This window comes from Pseudomonas sp., assembly GCF_049590575.1.
In the GTDB taxonomy this organism is placed as follows: Bacteria; Pseudomonadota; Gammaproteobacteria; order Pseudomonadales; family Pseudomonadaceae; genus Aquipseudomonas.
On record NZ_JBAWDE010000112.1, the window covers coordinates 1 to 16770 of the forward strand.

General features: G+C 61.5%; 19 protein-coding genes. 13 read left to right on the forward strand and 6 right to left on the reverse strand.

Going from position 1 to position 16770, the window contains the following annotated elements:
• On the forward strand, positions 1 to 284 hold a 284-nt coding region (locus WBR57_RS08805), incomplete at its 5' end, for an adenylyl-sulfate kinase (protein ID WP_424083496.1).
• Positions 285 to 398: 114 nt separating this feature from the next.
• Here WBR57_RS08805 and WBR57_RS08810 read toward each other — a convergent pair.
• The 3 genes from WBR57_RS08810 to WBR57_RS08820 form a co-directional block, all read right to left on the reverse strand.
• Complete coding sequence (locus tag WBR57_RS08810) at positions 399 to 1298, reverse strand: acyltransferase (RefSeq protein WP_424083497.1); 900 nt, start codon at positions 1296 to 1298, stop codon at positions 399 to 401.
• On the reverse strand, positions 1299 to 3398 hold the full coding sequence (pta, locus tag WBR57_RS08815) for a phosphate acetyltransferase (protein WP_424083498.1): 2100 nt from the start codon (positions 3396 to 3398) through the stop codon (positions 1299 to 1301).
• A 79-nt stretch (positions 3399 to 3477) separates the two neighbouring features.
• Entirely contained in the window at positions 3478 to 3768 is a 291-nt protein-coding gene (locus WBR57_RS08820) for a DUF3565 domain-containing protein (RefSeq protein ID WP_424083499.1), read from the reverse strand.
• Between WBR57_RS08820 and WBR57_RS08825 the strand changes: the two genes are divergently transcribed.
• Complete coding sequence (locus WBR57_RS08825) at positions 3767 to 4252, forward strand: FKBP-type peptidyl-prolyl cis-trans isomerase (protein ID WP_424083500.1); 486 nt, start codon at positions 3767 to 3769, stop codon at positions 4250 to 4252. The genes WBR57_RS08820 and WBR57_RS08825 overlap by 2 nt on opposite strands.
• A gap of 211 nt (positions 4253 to 4463) precedes the next feature.
• On the opposite strand, the gene rpsT is transcribed toward WBR57_RS08825, so the two are convergent.
• Positions 4464 to 4742: a 30S ribosomal protein S20 gene (gene rpsT, locus WBR57_RS08830; protein WP_003188401.1), complete on the reverse strand. Its 279-nt coding sequence runs from the start codon at positions 4740 to 4742 to the stop codon at positions 4464 to 4466.
• 253 nt (positions 4743 to 4995) lie between these two features.
• Between rpsT and murJ the strand changes: the two genes are divergently transcribed.
• From murJ to ispH, 6 genes are all read left to right on the forward strand, one after another.
• The gene (gene murJ, locus WBR57_RS08835) at positions 4996 to 6534 is read left to right on the forward strand and encodes a murein biosynthesis integral membrane protein MurJ (protein ID WP_424083501.1); all 1539 of its coding nucleotides are present in this window, start codon (positions 4996 to 4998) and stop codon (positions 6532 to 6534) included.
• Between the two features lie 119 nt (positions 6535 to 6653).
• Positions 6654 to 7592 (forward strand): bifunctional riboflavin kinase/FAD synthetase, encoded by a 939-nt coding sequence (gene ribF / locus WBR57_RS08840; RefSeq protein ID WP_424083502.1) that lies wholly within the window; start codon positions 6654 to 6656, stop codon positions 7590 to 7592.
• A gap of 14 nt (positions 7593 to 7606) precedes the next feature.
• Positions 7607 to 10438: an isoleucine--tRNA ligase gene (ileS, locus tag WBR57_RS08845; protein WP_424083503.1), complete on the forward strand. Its 2832-nt coding sequence runs from the start codon at positions 7607 to 7609 to the stop codon at positions 10436 to 10438.
• A gap of 7 nt (positions 10439 to 10445) precedes the next feature.
• The gene (gene lspA, locus WBR57_RS08850) at positions 10446 to 10955 is read left to right on the forward strand and encodes a signal peptidase II (protein WP_424083524.1); all 510 of its coding nucleotides are present in this window, start codon (positions 10446 to 10448) and stop codon (positions 10953 to 10955) included.
• A 7-nt stretch (positions 10956 to 10962) separates the two neighbouring features.
• Positions 10963 to 11400: an FKBP-type peptidyl-prolyl cis-trans isomerase gene (fkpB, locus tag WBR57_RS08855; RefSeq protein ID WP_205900014.1), complete on the forward strand. Its 438-nt coding sequence runs from the start codon at positions 10963 to 10965 to the stop codon at positions 11398 to 11400.
• A gap of 158 nt (positions 11401 to 11558) precedes the next feature.
• Positions 11559 to 12506, forward strand: a complete 948-nt coding sequence (gene ispH, locus WBR57_RS08860; protein ID WP_122539901.1) for a 4-hydroxy-3-methylbut-2-enyl diphosphate reductase — start codon at positions 11559 to 11561, stop codon at positions 12504 to 12506.
• On the opposite strand, the gene WBR57_RS08865 is transcribed toward ispH, so the two are convergent.
• Positions 12460 to 13041 carry a GspH/FimT family pseudopilin gene (locus WBR57_RS08865; protein WP_424083504.1) on the reverse strand — a complete coding sequence of 194 codons (582 nt, stop codon included), beginning with the start codon at positions 13039 to 13041 and terminating at the stop codon, positions 12460 to 12462. The genes ispH and WBR57_RS08865 overlap by 47 nt on opposite strands.
• Positions 13042 to 13244: 203 nt before the next feature.
• On the opposite strand from WBR57_RS08865, the gene pilV reads away from it, so the two are divergent.
• The 5 genes from pilV (at position 13245) to thiO (ending at position 16539) form a co-directional block, all read left to right on the forward strand.
• Complete coding sequence (pilV, locus tag WBR57_RS08870; protein ID WP_424083505.1) at positions 13245 to 13721, forward strand: type IV pilus modification protein PilV; 477 nt, start codon at positions 13245 to 13247, stop codon at positions 13719 to 13721.
• The gene (locus tag WBR57_RS08875) at positions 13718 to 14416 is read left to right on the forward strand and encodes a PilW family protein (protein ID WP_424083506.1); all 699 of its coding nucleotides are present in this window, start codon (positions 13718 to 13720) and stop codon (positions 14414 to 14416) included. Before pilV ends, WBR57_RS08875 begins: the two co-directional genes overlap by 4 nt.
• Positions 14417 to 14423: 7 nt before the next feature.
• Positions 14424 to 14954, forward strand: a complete 531-nt coding sequence (locus WBR57_RS08880) for a pilus assembly PilX family protein (RefSeq protein WP_424083507.1) — start codon at positions 14424 to 14426, stop codon at positions 14952 to 14954.
• An 11-nt stretch (positions 14955 to 14965) separates the two neighbouring features.
• Positions 14966 to 15367, forward strand: a complete 402-nt coding sequence (locus WBR57_RS08885) for a type IV pilin protein (RefSeq protein ID WP_424083508.1) — start codon at positions 14966 to 14968, stop codon at positions 15365 to 15367.
• A gap of 62 nt (positions 15368 to 15429) precedes the next feature.
• A complete protein-coding gene (gene thiO / locus WBR57_RS08890; protein ID WP_424083509.1) occupies positions 15430 to 16539 on the forward strand; it encodes a glycine oxidase ThiO in 1110 nt (369 codons plus the stop codon).
• On the opposite strand, the gene WBR57_RS08895 is transcribed toward thiO, so the two are convergent.
• Positions 16526 to 16759: a PP0621 family protein gene (locus tag WBR57_RS08895; protein WP_122539895.1), complete on the reverse strand. Its 234-nt coding sequence runs from the start codon at positions 16757 to 16759 to the stop codon at positions 16526 to 16528. The two genes, thiO and WBR57_RS08895, sit on opposite strands and share 14 nt — an antisense overlap.
• Positions 16760 to 16770: the final 11 nt, after the last annotated feature.

Sequence of the window (16770 nt, forward strand, 5' to 3'; positions counted from 1 at the left end):
CCCTGGCCGCGTTCGTGGCGCCGGATGCCGAAGGCCGCGAACAGGCCAAGGCGCTGATTGGCGCTGACCGCCTGCTGACGGTGTACGTGCAGGCGTCGCCGCTGGTGTGTGCCGAGCGTGATCCGCAAGGCCTGTACGCCGCTGGTGGGGATAACATCCCTGGCGAGTCCTTCCCCTACGACGTGCCGTTGAATGCCGATCTGGTGATCGACACCCAGGCCTTGTCGGTGGAAGAAAGCGTCAAGCAAGTGCTGGAGCTGTTGCGTCAGCGCGGCGCGATCTGACCTCGCGGCCAATAAAAAGCCCGCCTCCGAGCGCTCGGTGGCGGGCTTTTTTACATCTTCAAGATCGAGCGCGGTCAAATGTGGGAGGGGGCAAGCCCCCCTCCCACAGGTTGATCATCGCTTGCTTGGGAATTCGGTGTGAAGCTGATCCAGCAACGCATCCTTGGTTTCCCACAGCTGGTTAATCCACCCCTGGAACGCCAACCGATACTCCCCATCCTGCTCATAATTCCTGCCGATAAACTCTGCCGGAATCTGCACCTCTTCAAACTGCACCACCACGTCCTTCACATTCCCACACAGCAAATCCCAATAACCAGGGCGCCCAGCAGGGTAGTGGATGGTCACGTTGACCAGTGACTTCAACTGCTCCCCCATGGCATCCAATACAAACGCGATACCACCCGCCTTGGGCTTGAGCAGATAGCGGAACGGCGAGTTCTGCTGCGCATGCTTGCCCGGCGTAAAGCGCGTGCCTTCGGCAAAGTTGAAAATGCCCACCGGGTTGTCACGAAACTTCGCACAGGTCTTGCGGGTGGTTTCCAGGTCTTTGCCTTTCTTCTCCGGGTGTTTTTCCAGATAGGCCTTGGTGTAGCGCTTCATAAAGGGGAAGCCAAGTGCCCACCACGCCAGGCCAATCACCGGCACCCAGATCAGTTCCTGCTTGAGGAAAAACTTCAGCGGGCGAATCCGCCGATTGAGCACGTATTGCAGCACCATGATGTCGACCCAGCTCTGGTGGTTGCTGGTCACCAGGTACGAGTGCTGATAGTCCAGGCCTTCAAGGCCCTTCAGGTGCCAACGGGTACGGCGTACCAGGTTCATCCAGCCCTTGTTGTTGGTCACCCAGGCCTCATGGGTGTGGTTCATCAGCCATTCGCTGAACCGCTTGGCGAAGGGCAACGCCTTGAACAGCGCGACGATAAACAGAAACGAGCACAGCAGGATAGTGTTCAGCGCCAACAGCAAGGACGCGATCACCCCGCGCACGGCGGCAGGTAGAAAATCCAGCATTTAGATATCCATAGGTCGGTTGGCGGCTTGAATCGCAGTCAGCGCGATGGTGTACACAATGTCGTCGACCTGGGCGCCGCGCGGCAGGTCGTTGACCGGCTTGCGCAGGCCTTGCAGCATCGGCCCCAGGCTCACGCAATCGGCGCTGCGTTGCACGGCCTTGTGCGTGGTGTTGCCGGTGTTGAGGTCGGGGAATACAAAAACGGTAGCCTTGCCCGCGACCAGGCTGTCGGGCGCCAGTTGGCGGGCCACGGTTTCGTTGGCGGCGGCGTCGTACTGCAACGGCCCGTCGATCAGCAGCGAGCTTTGCTGTTCGTGGGCGAGCAGGGTGGCTTCGCGAACCTTCTCCACCTCCTCGCCGCTGGCCGAATCGCCGCTGGAATAGCTGATCATCGCCACGCGCGGAGTAATGCCGAAGGCCGCGGCGGAGTCGGCGCTCTGCAGGGCGATTTCCGCCAGCTCGGCGGCGCTTGGGTGCGGGTTCATCACGCAGTCGCCGTATACCAGTACCTGCTCGGGGAACAACATGAAGAACACCGACGACACCAGCGTGCAGCCCGGTGCGGTCTTGATCAGCTGCAGGGCGGGGCGGATGGTGTTGGCGGTGGAGTGGATGACCCCGGAGACCAGGCCGTCGACCTCATCCAGCGCGAGCATCATGGTCGCGATCACCACGGTGTCTTCCAGCTGCTGTTCGGCCATCGGTGCGTTAAGGCTTTTGCTCTTGCGCAGCGCAACCATCGGCTCGACGTAGCGTTGGCGAATCAGGTCGGGGTCGAGGATCTCCAGGCCTTCGGGCAATTCGATGCCCTGGGCGCGGGCGACGGCTTCCACGTCCGCCGGCTTGGCCAGCAGCACGCAGCGTGCGATGCCGCGCGCCTGGCAGATGGCAGCGGCCTGCACGGTCAGTGGCTCGCTGCCCTCGGGCAACACGATGCGCTTGTTGGCGGCCTGCGCACGCTGGATCAATTGGTAGCGGAACACCGCCGGTGACAGGCGCATTTCCCGTGGCGTGCCGCAGCGCTGGTGCAGCCAGCGTGCATCGAGGTGGCTGGCGACGAAATCGGTGATGATTTCCGCGCGCTCGCGGTCATCAATCGGGATTTCCTTGTTCAGGCTGTTGAGCTGGTTGGCGGTGTCATAGGAGCCGGAGCTCACCGACAGCACCGGCAGCCCGGCCTGGAACGCGCCTCGGCACAGGTCCATGATGCGCGGGTCGGGCAGGGTGTCGCTGGTCAGCAACAGGCCGGCCAGCGGCACGCCATTGATGGCGGCCAGGCTGACGGCGAGGATGATGTCATCGCGATCGCCAGGCGTAACCACCAGCACGCCGGGCTTGAGCAGTTCCACGGTATTACGCATGGTGCGCGCGCAGATGATGATCTTGGTCATGCGCCGGGTTTCGTAATCGCCGGCGTTGAGAATCTGTGCGCCCATCAGGTCGGCCACGTCGCGGGTGCGCGGCGCGTTGAGTTCCGGCTGGTAGGGGATGCAGCCCAGCAGGCGGAAATCGCCGCTGCGCAACAACGGCGAATGTTCTTTAAGGCGTGCCGAGAAGGCTTCCATGCTTTCGTCGGTGCGCACCTTGTTGAGGATCACCCCGAGCATTTTCGGGTCTTTCGGGCCGCCGAACAGCTGGGCCTGCAATTCCACGCGTCCAGACAGCTCGGTGAGCACTTCGTTTTCCGGGGCCGAGACCAGGATCACTTCCGCGTCCAGGCTTTTCGCCAGGTGCAGGTTGACCCGCGCCGCATAGCTGGCGCTGCGGGTCGGCACCATGCCTTCGACGATCAGCACGTCCTTGCCCACGGCGGCTTGCTGATACAGGGTGATGATTTCTTCGAGCAGCTCGTCGAGCTGGCCGTCGCCGAGCATGCGCTCCACATGGGCCAGGCCCAGCGGCTGCGGCGGTTTCAGGCCGTGGGTGCGCGCGATCAGTTCGGTGGAGCGCTCGGGGCCAGTGTCGCCGGGGTGCGGCTGGGCAATTGGCTTGAAGAAGCCGACTTTCAGCCCGGCCCGCTCAAGGGTGCGCACCAGCCCAAGGCTGATGGAGGTCAGACCCACACCAAAATCGGTGGGCGCGATAAAAAAAGTCTGCATGCGAATTCTCTGGAGGTGCATGGCTTCGGTGGCGCTCTATGGCTGAGCGCCTACCGGGAATCAGGTGCCAAGGTTATCGTTATTCGGGCACTTGCGCACACCAGCCGCAGGCAAAGGGCTGGCCTATTTTTCCCAGGCGTTGCGCGGGGTCGAGCACCCAGGCCCGCGACTGCCATGGCGGCTGGTGGCGCAGGTGCTGGGTGTGGCCGCAGGACAGCTCGGCAACCCAGTGCTGGTCGTCGTCCAGGTGGAATCCCGTGATCGTCGCAACCGTTGATCGGCCCCGTCCGTCCGGGTTCTGTTCGCTTTCGGGCAAATCCTTGTTTAGACTTGTCCGTTCTTCATTCTTATGCAAAAGGTCTCGCCCCATGACGATCGCCGCTAACAAGGCTGTCTCCATCGACTATACCCTGACCAACGACGCTGGTGAGGTCATCGACAGCTCCGCCGGCGGCGCGCCGCTGGTCTACCTGCAAGGCGCAGGTAACATCATCCCTGGCCTGGAAAAGGCTCTGGAAGGCAAGAACGTCGGTGACGAACTGACCGTCGCCGTAGAACCTGAAGATGCTTACGGCGAATACTCCGCCGAACTGGTCAGCACCCTGAGCCGCAGCATGTTCGAAGGTGTTGATGAGCTGGAAGTGGGCATGCAGTTCCACGCTTCGGCGCCGGACGGCCAGATGCAGATCGTCACCATCCGTGACCTGGACGGCGACGACGTCACCGTCGACGGCAACCACCTTCTGGCTGGCCAGCGCCTGAACTTCCAAGTGAAGATCGTTGCCATCCGCGACGCTTCCCAGGAAGAAGTGGCTCACGGCCACGTCCACGGTGAAGGCGGTCACCACCATTGATTGCGGTTTGATCAATAGATAGCAAAAACGCCCCGACTGGTTCGGGGCGTTTTTTTTCAGTCGAAAATGCACCCCTGGCCTAATGTGAGAGGGGGCAAGCCCTTTCCCACATTTGGTTCTGCCATTGCAGAAACAAAAATGCCCCGGACCTTTCGGTACGGGGCATTTCTTAACTGCTACGCAACCTGAGTTGCGTGGAAGTTGTTACCACTTAGGCTGCAGCAGGAACGCTCAGAGCCTTGATGTGGCCATTCAGGCGGCTCTTATGGCGAGCGGCCTTGTTCTTGTGGATGATGCCTTTATCGGCCATACGGTCGATAACTGGCACGGCCAGAACGTAAGCAGCTTGGGCTTTTTCAGCGTCTTTGGTGTCGATGGCCTTAACTACATTCTTGATGTAGGTACGAACCATGGAACGCAGGCTGGCGTTGTGGCTGCGACGCTTCTCAGCCTGTTTTGCACGTTTTTTGGCGGAAGGTGTGTTGGCCACCGTCGAGCTCCTCGAAAGACTTTTTAGGAAATAGCAAACAAAATAGGCCGCGAATCATGCCGATGACTTGATGGGTTGTCAAGGGCGGCTGATGCGAACTGCTGAGTGGTCGATCTGAAGAGGCGGGTGATTTATTTCCGGCGCTTGACCTGTAAACTCGCGAGCTTTGGCTCTGTGCTGTTGCAGGCGCGCAGTATCGCATAAGTAGGCGCACAGTTCGCCTGCTCTTTATCTATAGGCGCAAACTCTTTCAATGAATCTGCTCAAATCGTTGGCCGCCGTCAGCTCTATCACGATGATTTCCCGGGTATTGGGGTTTGTGCGTGACACCCTGCTGGCGCGCATTTTTGGCGCCAGCATGGCCACGGATGCCTTCTTTATTGCGTTTAAACTACCCAACCTGCTGCGGCGGATTTTCGCCGAAGGCGCGTTTTCTCAAGCCTTCGTGCCGATCCTGGCCGAATACAAGACCCAGCAGGGCGAAGAGGCGACCCGCACCTTTATTGCCTACGTTTCGGGCCTGCTGACCCTGGTGCTGATGCTGGTGACCCTTATCGGCATGCTCGCCGCGCCCTGGGTGATCTGGGCCACGGCCCCCGGTTTTGCCAATACGCCGGAAAAATTCGCGCTGACCACCGACCTGCTGCGCGTGACCTTTCCTTATATATTGCTGATCTCGCTGTCGTCCCTGGCCGGGGCCATTCTCAACACCTGGAACCGTTTCTCGGTGCCGGCCTTCGTGCCGACCCTTTTAAACGTCAGCATGATTATTTTCGCGCTGTTCCTCACGCCCTATTTCGACCCGCCGGTCATGGCCCTGGGCTGGGCCGTGCTGGCCGGTGGCCTGGCGCAGTTGCTCTACCAGCTGCCGCACTTGAAGAAGATCGGCATGCTCGTGTTGCCGCGCCTGAACCTCAAGGACACCGGCGTATGGCGCGTGATGCGCAATATGCTGCCGGCGATCCTCGGTGTGTCGGTAAGCCAGATTTCGCTGATCATCAACACCGCGTTCGCCTCGCTGCTGGTATCGGGCTCGGTGTCCTGGATGTATTACGCCGACCGCCTGATGGAGCTGCCGTCCGGCGTGCTCGGCGTGGCGCTGGGCACAATCCTGCTGCCGACCCTGGCGCGCACCTACGCCAGCAAGGACCGCCAGGAATACTCGCGCATCCTCGACTGGGGCCTGCGCCTGTGTTTTGTGCTGGTGCTGCCGTGTTCCCTGGCGCTGGGGATCCTCGCCGAGCCGCTGACGGTTTCGCTGTTCCAGTACGGTCAGTTCGATGCACACGACGCGTTGATGACTCAGCATGCGCTGGTCGCCTATTCCGTCGGTTTGCTGGGGATTATCGTGATCAAAGTGCTGGCGCCCGGCTTCTACGCCCAGCAAAACATCCGCACGCCGGTCAAGATCGCGATCTTCACGCTGATCGTCACGCAACTGCTCAACCTGGTGTTTATCGGCCCGCTGGCCCACGCCGGCCTGGCCCTGGCCATCAGCGCCGGTGCCTGCATCAACGCCGGCCTGCTGTTTTACCAGCTGCGTAAACAGCAGATGTTCCAGCCGCAGCCGGGCTGGGGCCTGTTTGCTCTAAAGCTGCTGGTGGCGGTGGCGGTGATGTCCGCCGTGCTGCTGGGGCTGATGCATTTCATGCCTGCTTGGGACCAAGGCCATATGCTCGAGCGCTTCATGCGTCTTGGCGTGCTGGTGGTGGCTGGCGTGGTGGTGTACTTCGGGATGTTGCTGCTGCAGGGTTTCCGCCTGCGTGATTTCAATCGCAAGTCACTGAATTAGAGAGTTTGCCGCGATAAAACGGTTGTTTTATCGATTCGATCCATTTGGCCTGCGCTGTTGCCTGTCGTCCGGGGCTGGGTGTGGTTATAATCGACCACTTTATGAGCAAGAAGCGCGTTATGCAGCTGGTTCGAGGTCTCCACAACCTGCGCCCCCAGCATCGGGGCTGCGTCGCCACTATTGGCAACTTTGACGGTGTTCACCGTGGCCACCAGGCTATCCTGGCCAGGCTGCGCGAGCGTGCGGTCGAGTTGGGCGTGCCCAGCTGCGTGGTGATTTTCGAGCCACAGCCGCGGGAATACTTCACCCCGCAAACCGCGCCGGCGCGTCTGGCGCGCCTGCGCGACAAGCTGCAGCTGCTGGCCGAAGAAGGCGTGGACCGCGTCCTCTGCCTGGCCTTCAACCAGCGCTTGCAAAGCCTCAGCGCCGCCGAGTTCGTCGACCGTATCCTCGTCGACGGCCTGGGCGTGCAGCACCTGGAGGTCGGTGACGATTTCCGTTTTGGTTGCGACCGCGTCGGCGATTTCGATTTCCTGCAACACGCCGGTATCACCCAGGGTTTTACCGTCGAAGCCGCGCAAACCGTCGAACTCGACGGCCTGCGCGTGAGCAGTACCCAGGTGCGGAATGCCCTGGCGGCTGCCGACTTCGGCCTGGCCGAGCGTTTGCTCGGCCGCCCGTTCCGCATTGCCGGGCGGGTCCTGCACGGCCAGAAGCTGGCGCGCCAACTGGGCACGCCAACCGCCAACGTGCAACTCAAGCGCCGTCGTGTGCCACTCACCGGGGTTTACCTGGTCAGCGTCGACATCGACGGCCAATCGTGGCCGGGAGTCGCCAATATAGGCGTCAGGCCCACGGTTGCAGGTGATGGCAAGGCCCACCTGGAAGTACACCTTTTGGATTTTGCCGGTGATTTGTACGACCGGCGTTTGACGGTGGTTTTCCACCAGAAGCTGCGTGAAGAGCAGCGTTTCGCCTCGCTTGAGGCGTTGAAAACGGCGATCAATGCGGATGTCGCCGCCGCCCGTGCACTAGCCGCACCTAGCGCCCATCGCTAACCGAAGAGCCTTAAATGACCGACTATAAAGCCACGCTAAACCTTCCGGACACCGCCTTCCCAATGAAGGCCGGCCTGCCACAGCGCGAACCGCAGATCCTGCAGCGCTGGGACAGTATTGGCCTGTACGGAAAGTTGCGCGAAATTGGCAAGGATCGTCCGAAGTTCGTCCTGCACGACGGCCCTCCTTATGCCAACGGCACGATTCACATCGGTCATGCGCTGAACAAAATTCTCAAGGACATGATCCTGCGCTCGAAAACCCTGTCGGGTTTCGACGCACCTTATGTTCCGGGCTGGGACTGCCACGGCCTGCCGATCGAACACAAAGTCGAAGTGACCCACGGCAAGAACCTGGGCGCGGATAAAACCCGCGAACTGTGCCGTGCCTACGCCGCCGAGCAGATCGAAGGGCAGAAGTCCGAATTCATCCGCCTGGGCGTGCTGGGCGAGTGGGACAACCCGTACAAGACCATGAACTTCAAGAACGAGGCCGGTGAAATCCGCGCCTTGGCTGAAATCGTCAAGGGCGGTTTCGTGTTCAAGGGCCTCAAGCCCGTGAACTGGTGCTTCGATTGCGGCTCGGCCCTGGCTGAAGCGGAAGTCGAGTACGAAGACAAGAAGTCCTCGACCATCGACGTGGCCTTCCCGATCGCCGACGCCGCCAAGCTGGCCGAGGCCTTTGGGCTAGCCAGCCTGAGCAAGCCGGCCGCCATCGTGATCTGGACCACCACCCCGTGGACCATCCCGGCCAACCAGGCGCTGAACGTGCACCCGGAATTCACCTACGCCCTGGTGGATGTCGGTGATCGCCTGCTGGTGCTGGCCGAGGAAATGGTCGAAGCCTGCCTGGCGCGCTACGAGCTGCAAGGTTCGGTGATCGCCACCACCACCGGCACCGCGCTGGAACTGATCAACTTCCGTCACCCGTTCTACGACCGTCTGTCGCCGGTGTACCTGGCTGACTACGTTGAGCTGGGTTCGGGCACCGGTGTGGTTCACTCCGCGCCGGCCTACGGCGTGGACGACTTCGTGACCTGCAAAGCCTATGGCATGGTCAATGACGACATCCTCAACCCGGTGCAGAGCAATGGTGTGTACGCGCCGTCGCTGGAGTTCTTCGGCGGCCAGTTCATCTTCAAGGCCAACGAGCCGATCATCGACAAGCTGCGCGAAGTCGGTTCGCTATTGCACACCGAAACCATCAAGCACAGCTACATGCACTGCTGGCGTCACAAGACCCCGCTGATCTACCGCGCCACGGCGCAGTGGTTCATCGGTATGGACAAACAGCCGGTCAGCGGCGACACCCTGCGCGTGCGCTCGCTGGCTGCCATCGAAGACACCAAGTTCGTCCCGGCCTGGGGCCAGGCGCGCCTGCACTCGATGATCGCCAACCGCCCGGACTGGTGCATCTCGCGCCAGCGCAACTGGGGCGTGCCGATCCCGTTCTTCCTGAACAAGGAAAGCGGCGAGCTGCACCCGCGTACCGTCGAGCTGATGGAGACCGTTGCCCAGCGCGTTGAACAGGAAGGCATCGAAGCCTGGTTCAAGCTGGACGCCGCCGAGCTGCTGGGCGACGAGGCGCCGCTGTACGACAAGATCAGCGACACCCTCGACGTGTGGTTCGATTCCGGCACCACCCATTGGCACGTGCTGCGCGGTTCGCACCCGATGGGCCACGAGACCGGCCCGCGTGCCGACCTCTACCTGGAAGGTTCGGACCAACACCGTGGCTGGTTCCACTCGTCGCTGCTGACCGGTTGCGCCATCGACAATCACGCGCCGTACCGCGAATTGCTGACCCATGGCTTCACCGTCGACGAGACGGGCCGCAAGATGTCCAAGTCGCTGAAAAACGTGATCGAGCCGAAAAAGATCAATGAAACCCTGGGCGCCGACATCATGCGTCTGTGGGTGGCTTCGACCGATTACTCGGGCGAGATCGCCGTGTCGGATCAGATTCTGGCCCGTAGCGCCGATGCCTACCGCCGTATCCGAAATACCGCACGCTTCCTGCTGTCGAACCTGACCGGTTTCAACCCGGCCACCGACATCCTGCCGGCCGAGGACATGCTTGCCCTGGACCGTTGGGCCGTGGACCGTACCCTGTTGCTGCAGCGCGAGTTGCAGGAGCACTACGGCGAATACCGCTTCTGGAACGTCTACTCGAAGATCCACAACTTCTGCGTGCAGGAGTTGGGTGGTTTCTACCTCGACATCATCAAGGACCGCCAGTACACCACCGGCGCCAACAGCAAGGCGCGCCGCTCGGCGCAGACCGCGCTGTACCACATCTGCGAAGCGCTGGTGCGCTGGATCGCGCCGATCCTGGCCTTCACCGCCGACGAGCTGTGGGAATACCTGCCGGGCGAGCGTAACGAGTCCGTGATGCTCAACACCTGGTACGAAGGCTTGACCGAACTGCCGGCCGACTTCGAGCTGGGCCGTGAGTACTGGGAAGGCGTGATGGCCGTCAAGGTTGCGGTGAACAAGGAGCTGGAAGTGCAGCGTGCGGCCAAGGCCGTCGGTGGCAACCTGCAAGCCGAAGTCACCTTGTTCGCCGAGGAAGGCCTGACCGCCGACCTGGCCAAGCTGAGTAACGAGCTGCGCTTCGTGCTGATCACCTCGACTGCCAGCCTGGCGCCGTTTGCCCAGGCACCGGCTGACGCGGTGGTTACCGACGTACCGGGCCTCAAGCTGCAGGTCGTCAAATCGGCCTTCCCGAAGTGCGCCCGTTGCTGGCACTGCCGTGAAGACGTCGGCGTGAACCCTGAGCATCCGGAAATCTGCGGTCGTTGTGTCGACAACATCTCGGGTGAAGGCGAGGTTCGCCACTATGCCTAATGAAAGCATGCCTAACGCCAGTCGTTTCGGGCGTCTGGGCTGGCTCGTACTGAGCGTGCTGGTGCTGGTCATTGACCAGGTCAGCAAGGCTCATTTCGAAGGCTCCCTGGAGATGTTCCAGCAAATCGTGGTGATCCCCGATTACTTCAGCTGGACCCTGGCCTACAACACCGGCGCGGCGTTCAGCTTCCTCGCCGACGGTGGCGGCTGGCAGCGCTGGCTGTTTGCGCTGATTGCCGTGGTGGTGAGTGCGGTGCTGGTGGTCTGGCTCAAACGCCTGGGCCGCGATGACACCTGGCTGGCGATTGCCCTGGCTTTGGTGCTGGGCGGCGCGCTGGGTAACCTGTACGACCGCATTGCCCTGGGCCATGTGATCGACTTTATCCTGGTGCATTGGCAGAACCGCTGGTACTTCCCGGCGTTCAACTTTGCCGACAGCGCCATCACCGTCGGTGCAATCATGCTGGCGTTGGACATGTTCAAAAGCAAAAAAACCGGAGAGACCGTCAATGACTGATCAGGTATTGGCTGAGCAACGCATCGGCCAGAACACGGAAGTCACCTTGCATTTCGCACTGCGCCTGGAGAATGGCGACACGGTCGACAGCACGTTCGATAAAGCCCCGGCGACCTTCAAGGTTGGCGATGGCAACCTGCTGCCGGGTTTTGAAGCGGCACTGTTCGGTTTCAAGGCCGGCGACAAGCGCACCCTGCAGATCCTGCCGGAAAACGCCTTTGGCCAGCCCAACCCGCAAAACCTGCAGATCATCCCGCGTTCGCAGTTTCAGGACATGGACCTGTCGGAAGGTTTGCTGGTGATCTTCAATGATGCGGCAAATACCGAGTTGCCGGGTGTGGTGAAAACCTTTGATGACGCGCAAGTGACCATCGACTTCAACCACCCGTTGGCCGGTAAAACCTTGACGTTCGACGTTGAAATCATCGACGTTAAAGCGATCTGACTGACAACACCGGTTCCTGTAGGAGCTGGCTTGTGTGGGCGCTGGCTTGCCTGCGATAGCATCATCCTGGTGTACCTGATACACCGAGGTGTTTGCATCGCAGGCAAGCCAGCTCCCACAAGATCCAATTTCTTGCCGAGCAAGACACGAGGCACAGCATGCAAATCAAACTCGCCAACCCCCGTGGCTTCTGCGCCGGCGTGGACCGCGCGATCGAAATCGTCAACCGCGCCCTGGAAGTCTTCGGGCCGCCGATTTACGTGCGCCATGAAGTCGTCCACAACAAATTTGTGGTCGAAGACCTGCGCGCGCGGGGCGCCATCTTTGTCGAAGAACTCGACCAGGTGCCCGACGACGTTATCGTCATCTTCAGTGCCCACGGTGTTTCCCAGGCAGTGCGTACCGAAGCAGCGGGCCGTGGCCTGAAAGTATTCGATGCGACCTGCCCACTGGTGACCAAGGTGCATATCGAAGTTGCGCGCTACAGCCGTGACGGCCGCGAATGCATCCTGATCGGCCATGCCGGGCACCCGGAAGTCGAAGGCACCATGGGCCAGTACGACGCCAGCAATGGCGGCGCCATTTACCTGGTTGAAGACGAAAAAGACGTCGCCAACCTGCAGGTGCAGAACCCCGAGCGCCTGGCCTTCGTGACCCAGACCACCTTGTCGATGGACGACACCAGCCGTGTGATCGATGCTCTGCGCACGCGGTTCCCGGCGATTGGCGGCCCGCGCAAGGACGATATCTGCTACGCCACGCAAAATCGCCAGGACGCCGTCAAGCAACTGGCCGACGAATGCGACGTGGTATTGGTGGTCGGCAGCCCCAACAGCTCAAACTCCAACCGCCTGCGCGAGTTGGCCGAGCGCATGGCGACGCCCGCGTACCTGATCGACGGTGCCGAAGACATGCAGCGCAGCTGGTTCGACGGCGTCGAGCGTATCGGCATCACGGCGGGTGCCTCGGCCCCGGAAGTGCTGGTGCGCGGCGTTATCCAGCAATTACACGCCTGGGGAGCGACCGGCGCCGATGAGCTGGCCGGGCGCGAGGAGAACATCACTTTCTCCATGCCCAAGGAGCTGCGGGTTCGCTCGCTGCTCTGACTGCCAGGGTGCCGGAGTAACTCCGGCACAGCGCCTGCTCGGCTCTGTCGCTGCGCAGGCTGATGCGTCCACTGGGCGCCAGCACTATCTGATACAGGCTCTGTGCCTGGTCTGTGGCGCACACATGCACAGTGCCCGCGCGAAACCCTCCACCTGAAAATACCGGCTCACCCAAGCCGCTGAAGCGAACCTGACTCTTCACCGGCCCGTTGCCCACGATCGGCACCTGCCCGCTGTTCTGGCGCTCCAGCAGCACGGGGTTATCCTCGTCCAGATCGCCGCGCCCGCTCACATCCAGTATTACCCGCCAACCCTGGCTCCAGTCGTCGTGCAGTGCATGGATGACCACCGCTCGATTGCGCGCGATAGCTTGCGTACGTGCATAACGCAGCCCACCCGCCAGCGATTGAGCCGCGCTGTGTCGTTGCTGGGATTGCAGCAGATTGTTGAAATTGGGCACTGCCAGGTGCGCCAGCATTGCGCTCAGGGCCAGCCCGAGCAGCAGTTCGATCAGGGTGAAACCTCGTTGATGCATGTGCCGTCCCTCCGTGGACAGGGTTGCTGTTTTGGCTGCTGCCTTAGGTATAGCGCCCAGGCTATAAGCCGGGTGATGGCCTTTATGTCCAAAGTATTTCCCTTTGTTCCTGGAGCAGCGCGGGGTGAAAAGCGGCGCTAGTCTTTGGCCGCACAGCAGGCTTCTCCTGCTTTTTCCGGCCTTCGACATGGATGACGACGGTAATGCTTGTTTGCTTCAACGCCTGCTTCCTTCGCGCTACGCATCGGCACCAGATCGGCATGACGCTGATCGAGGTCCTGGTGGCGATACTGATTCTCGCCATTGGCCTTTTAGGTGCGGCGGTGGTACAGCTCAACGCGCTCAAGTACACCGACAGTTCAAGGATGACCAGCCAGGCCAGTTTTATGGCCTACGACATGCTCGACCGGATTCGCGCCAACGCTGGTGCCGACTACGCATGGCGCTCAGGAAAAACGAGCACCGCCACCGCCAGCGTGCGCAACCTGGATTTGCGTGATTTCGAGGCCAATATCCGCGCGTTCGCCGGGGAGGGCGCCGATGGTTCAGTGGCGATCAGTGCAAGCGAGGTGACCGTCAGCATCAGTTGGAATGACCACCGAGGTACAAATACTGCGGGTTCCCGCGAAACCTTCACCCTGACCAGCCGCGTTGACGACGCGCCTGGGGAGGTGCGATGAGGGGGCGAGCACGCGGTTTCAGTTTGTTGGAGTCAGTGCTGGCATTGGCCGTTGGGCTGGTGCTGATGCTCGGCGTCGCCCAAGTGACTATCAGCTCCCAATCGACCCACACCAGCCAGCAGGCGGCGATGCTGCTGCAGGATGATGCGCGGTTTGCGCTCGGCAAGTTGATTCACGATATACGCCAGGCCGGCATGTTCGGCTGTTTGGCCACGGCCTTTATCGAGAATGCCCCTGCGGCCTTTGATCGGCCTGTCGCCTGGGCTTCCGGCGGCGGCGCGAAGTCACTCACGTTGATCACCGCGGATGGAACCGGCACGCCTGACTGGACAGTGCTGTCCGACTGCACGGGTACGGCTCGGGCCTACGCCGGTAACGCACCTGCGCCGGCGCCAGGGCAAATCCGTTTTGCGTTGCGCCAGCTCACCTACACCTTTGAGGCGGGCCAGTTGAAGGTCAGCACGCCTGCGGCGCCGGCAAAGGCAGTGCTGGTGGATAACGTGCAACAGTTCGAAATCAGTTTCGGCATGGCCGCCAGGCCTGCTTCGACCCAAGTGACGCGTTACGACGCAAACCCCGCCGACGCGTCCTTGATACGCAGTGTGCGCATCCTGATGACGCTGCGAGACCCGGCAGGCCGGGTCAAGGATCAAACCTACAGCGTCGTCGCGGCGCTGCGAAACCGGTTGGGGTAGGGCGGCCATGGCGCATGTTGGACGTGTGTATGGGCGGCAGGCGGGCATGGTGCTGCTGGTCAGCCTGGTATTCCTGCTGTTGTTGTCGCTGCTGGGTGTGGCGTCGATGCAGGCGGCGGTGACACAGCAAAAAGCTGCCGGCAGCCTGTGGCATCGCAACCTGTCGTTTCAACAGGCTGAAAGTGGCTTGAGGCTGGGTGAACTGAGGGTAAAGCGTGGTTCTGCGCGGTTGCCTGTGTGCCAGTCGATTGTGACGTGCGCCCCGCCGACTGAGGCGTTTTCGGTGGTGGGTGCCGGAGTGAACCCGGCTTCGGCGGTTACCTGGGTGGCCCTGGAAGGTGGCCTCTATGGTGTTCAGTCGCTGGGGCCTGGCGTAGGGCTGGTTCATTTGCCACCGCAAACAACAGCCGAGGTATATCGGGTGACGGCGGTCGGGCTGAACGGGCAAGCGCGCACGGTGCTGGAGAGCGTTTACGTGCGCGTGGAAGAGCAGGGAAGCTCGCGGTTTCGGCGCGTGGCGTGGCGGCAACTTCAATAAGGAGCACTAGGATGGGCAAGGACAGCGGGGGTTTTACCCTGATCGAGTTACTGAGCGCCGTGGCGATCATCGCGTTACTGGCCGGGATCGCTTACCCCGGATATACCGGCCATTTGAAAAAGGCCTATCGCGCCGAGATCGTCGCCTTACTGGGTGAGCAGGCTCAGCACTTGGAGCGCTTTTATACGAAGAGCGGCACTTTTATTGACGCAAGCGGCGTCAGTACGGGCAATGATCGCTATAGAATCAGCGCTGCATTGAACGCTCAGGATTTCCAGCTGGTGGCCACGCCGGTCGTCGACTCGATGATGGCAGGCGACCCGTGCGGCGACTTCAGCCTGACCAGCACCGGTGCGCGGGCCAACCCTGGCGCTGGGCCACACATGTCGCGCAAGACATGCTGGGGGCAATGATGCAGATGCTGGATGATTGGGCGCCAAGTGCGCTTGTTCCTATTTATCGGCTGGATCAAATGATGGCTAAGCAACAGCAAGTGGTGATTGTCGGTGGCGGAGTCATCGGCCTGTTGACGGCGTACAACCTCGCGACCCAGGGGCAGGCGGTGGTGCTGCTGGAGCGTGCGGGTCTGGGGCAGGAGTCTTCCTGGGCTGGCGGCGGCATTGTTTCCCCTTTGTACCCGTGGCGCTACAGCCCGGCGGTCACCGCGCTGGCCCATTGGTCGCAGGATTTTTACCCGCAACTGGCCGGGCGCCTGTTTACTGCCACGGGTATCGACCCGGAGGTTCACACCACAGGGCTGTACTGGCTCGACCTGGATGACGAAGCTGAAGCCCTGGCCTGGGCGGTGCGTGAAAGGCGGCCCTTGCGCAAAGTGGATGTATCCGCCGCCCACGATGCTGTCCCCGTGCTGGGAGGTGGCTTTTCCCAGGCGATCTATATGGCCAACGTGGCCAATGTGCGCAACCCGCGCCTGGTCAAATCGCTCAAGGCGGCGCTGTTGGCGCTGCCTGGCGTGACGATTCATGAGCAGTGCGAAGTTGCCGGGTTTGTTCGGGATGGCGCCAGTGTGATTGGCGTGAACACCGCGAATGGCCCGGTGTTTGGCGATCAGGTGGTGTTGGCGGCCGGGGCGTGGAGTGGGGAGTTGCTCGGTACGCTGGGCCTGGGGTTGCCGGTGGAGCCGGTCAAAGGCCAGATGATTTTGTACAAGTGCGCTTCGGACTTCCTGTCGAGCATGGTCCTGGCCAAGGGGCGTTACGCGATTCCCCGGCGTGACGGGCACATTCTGATCGGCAGCACCCTGGAGCACGAAGGCTTCGACAAGACCCCCACCGAGTCTGCGCTGGAAAGCCTCAAGGCTTCGGCGGTAGAGCTGATTCCGGCGCTGGCCGGCGCAGAGGTGGTGGGGCATTGGGCCGGTTTGCGCCCGGGCTCGCCAGAGGGTATTCCCTACATTGGCCGGGTGCCTGGGTTCAAGGGGTTGTGGCTTAACTGTGGGCATTACCGCAATGGACTGGTACTGGCCCCGGCCTCTTGCCAATTGTTTACCGATTTGTTGCTGGGGCGCGCGCCGATCATCGACCCGGCGCCCTATGCACCTGCTGGTCGACTCAACGCTGGATAGACTTCGGCCCTTGTTCCAGGTGCGCCTGGGTGCAGTACCACGCCTGGTTTGAGCTGAGTGCGCGGTCCTGCGGCAGGTGCACGCCGCAGTGGGCGCAGCGCACCATCATTGCTGCGCCGGGCTCGCTGGAGCGTTGCTGTTTAGCGGCTGGGCTTTTGAATTTGCGCCAGAACCATACCGCGGCAGCAATGACGGCAATCCAGAACAGTAAGCGAACCATGATGGGCAGTT

Excerpts from the sequence above, each read along its gene's own strand:
- WBR57_RS08810 (WP_424083497.1), bottom strand. The coding sequence starts at position 1,298 with ATGCTGGATTTTCTACCTGCCGCCGTGCGCGGGGTGATCGCGTCCTTG.
- pta (WP_424083498.1), bottom strand. The coding sequence starts at position 3,398 with ATGCAGACTTTTTTTATCGCGCCCACCGATTTTGGTGTGGGTCTGACC.
- WBR57_RS08825 (WP_424083500.1), top strand. The coding sequence starts at position 3,767 with ATGACGATCGCCGCTAACAAGGCTGTCTCCATCGACTATACCCTGACC.
- WBR57_RS08820 (WP_424083499.1), bottom strand. The coding sequence starts at position 3,768 with ATGGGGCGAGACCTTTTGCATAAGAATGAAGAACGGACAAGTCTAAAC.
- murJ (WP_424083501.1), top strand. The coding sequence starts at position 4,996 with ATGAATCTGCTCAAATCGTTGGCCGCCGTCAGCTCTATCACGATGATT.
- ribF (WP_424083502.1), top strand. The coding sequence starts at position 6,654 with ATGCAGCTGGTTCGAGGTCTCCACAACCTGCGCCCCCAGCATCGGGGC.
- ileS (WP_424083503.1), top strand. The coding sequence starts at position 7,607 with ATGACCGACTATAAAGCCACGCTAAACCTTCCGGACACCGCCTTCCCA.
- lspA (WP_424083524.1), top strand. The coding sequence starts at position 10,446 with ATGCCTAACGCCAGTCGTTTCGGGCGTCTGGGCTGGCTCGTACTGAGC.
- ispH (WP_122539901.1), top strand. The coding sequence starts at position 11,559 with ATGCAAATCAAACTCGCCAACCCCCGTGGCTTCTGCGCCGGCGTGGAC.
- WBR57_RS08865 (WP_424083504.1), bottom strand. The coding sequence starts at position 13,041 with ATGCATCAACGAGGTTTCACCCTGATCGAACTGCTGCTCGGGCTGGCC.
- pilV (WP_424083505.1), top strand. The coding sequence starts at position 13,245 with ATGCTTGTTTGCTTCAACGCCTGCTTCCTTCGCGCTACGCATCGGCAC.
- WBR57_RS08875 (WP_424083506.1), top strand. The coding sequence starts at position 13,718 with ATGAGGGGGCGAGCACGCGGTTTCAGTTTGTTGGAGTCAGTGCTGGCA.
- WBR57_RS08880 (WP_424083507.1), top strand. The coding sequence starts at position 14,424 with ATGGCGCATGTTGGACGTGTGTATGGGCGGCAGGCGGGCATGGTGCTG.
- WBR57_RS08885 (WP_424083508.1), top strand. The coding sequence starts at position 14,966 with ATGGGCAAGGACAGCGGGGGTTTTACCCTGATCGAGTTACTGAGCGCC.
- thiO (WP_424083509.1), top strand. The coding sequence starts at position 15,430 with ATGGCTAAGCAACAGCAAGTGGTGATTGTCGGTGGCGGAGTCATCGGC.
- WBR57_RS08895 (WP_122539895.1), bottom strand. The coding sequence starts at position 16,759 with ATGGTTCGCTTACTGTTCTGGATTGCCGTCATTGCTGCCGCGGTATGG.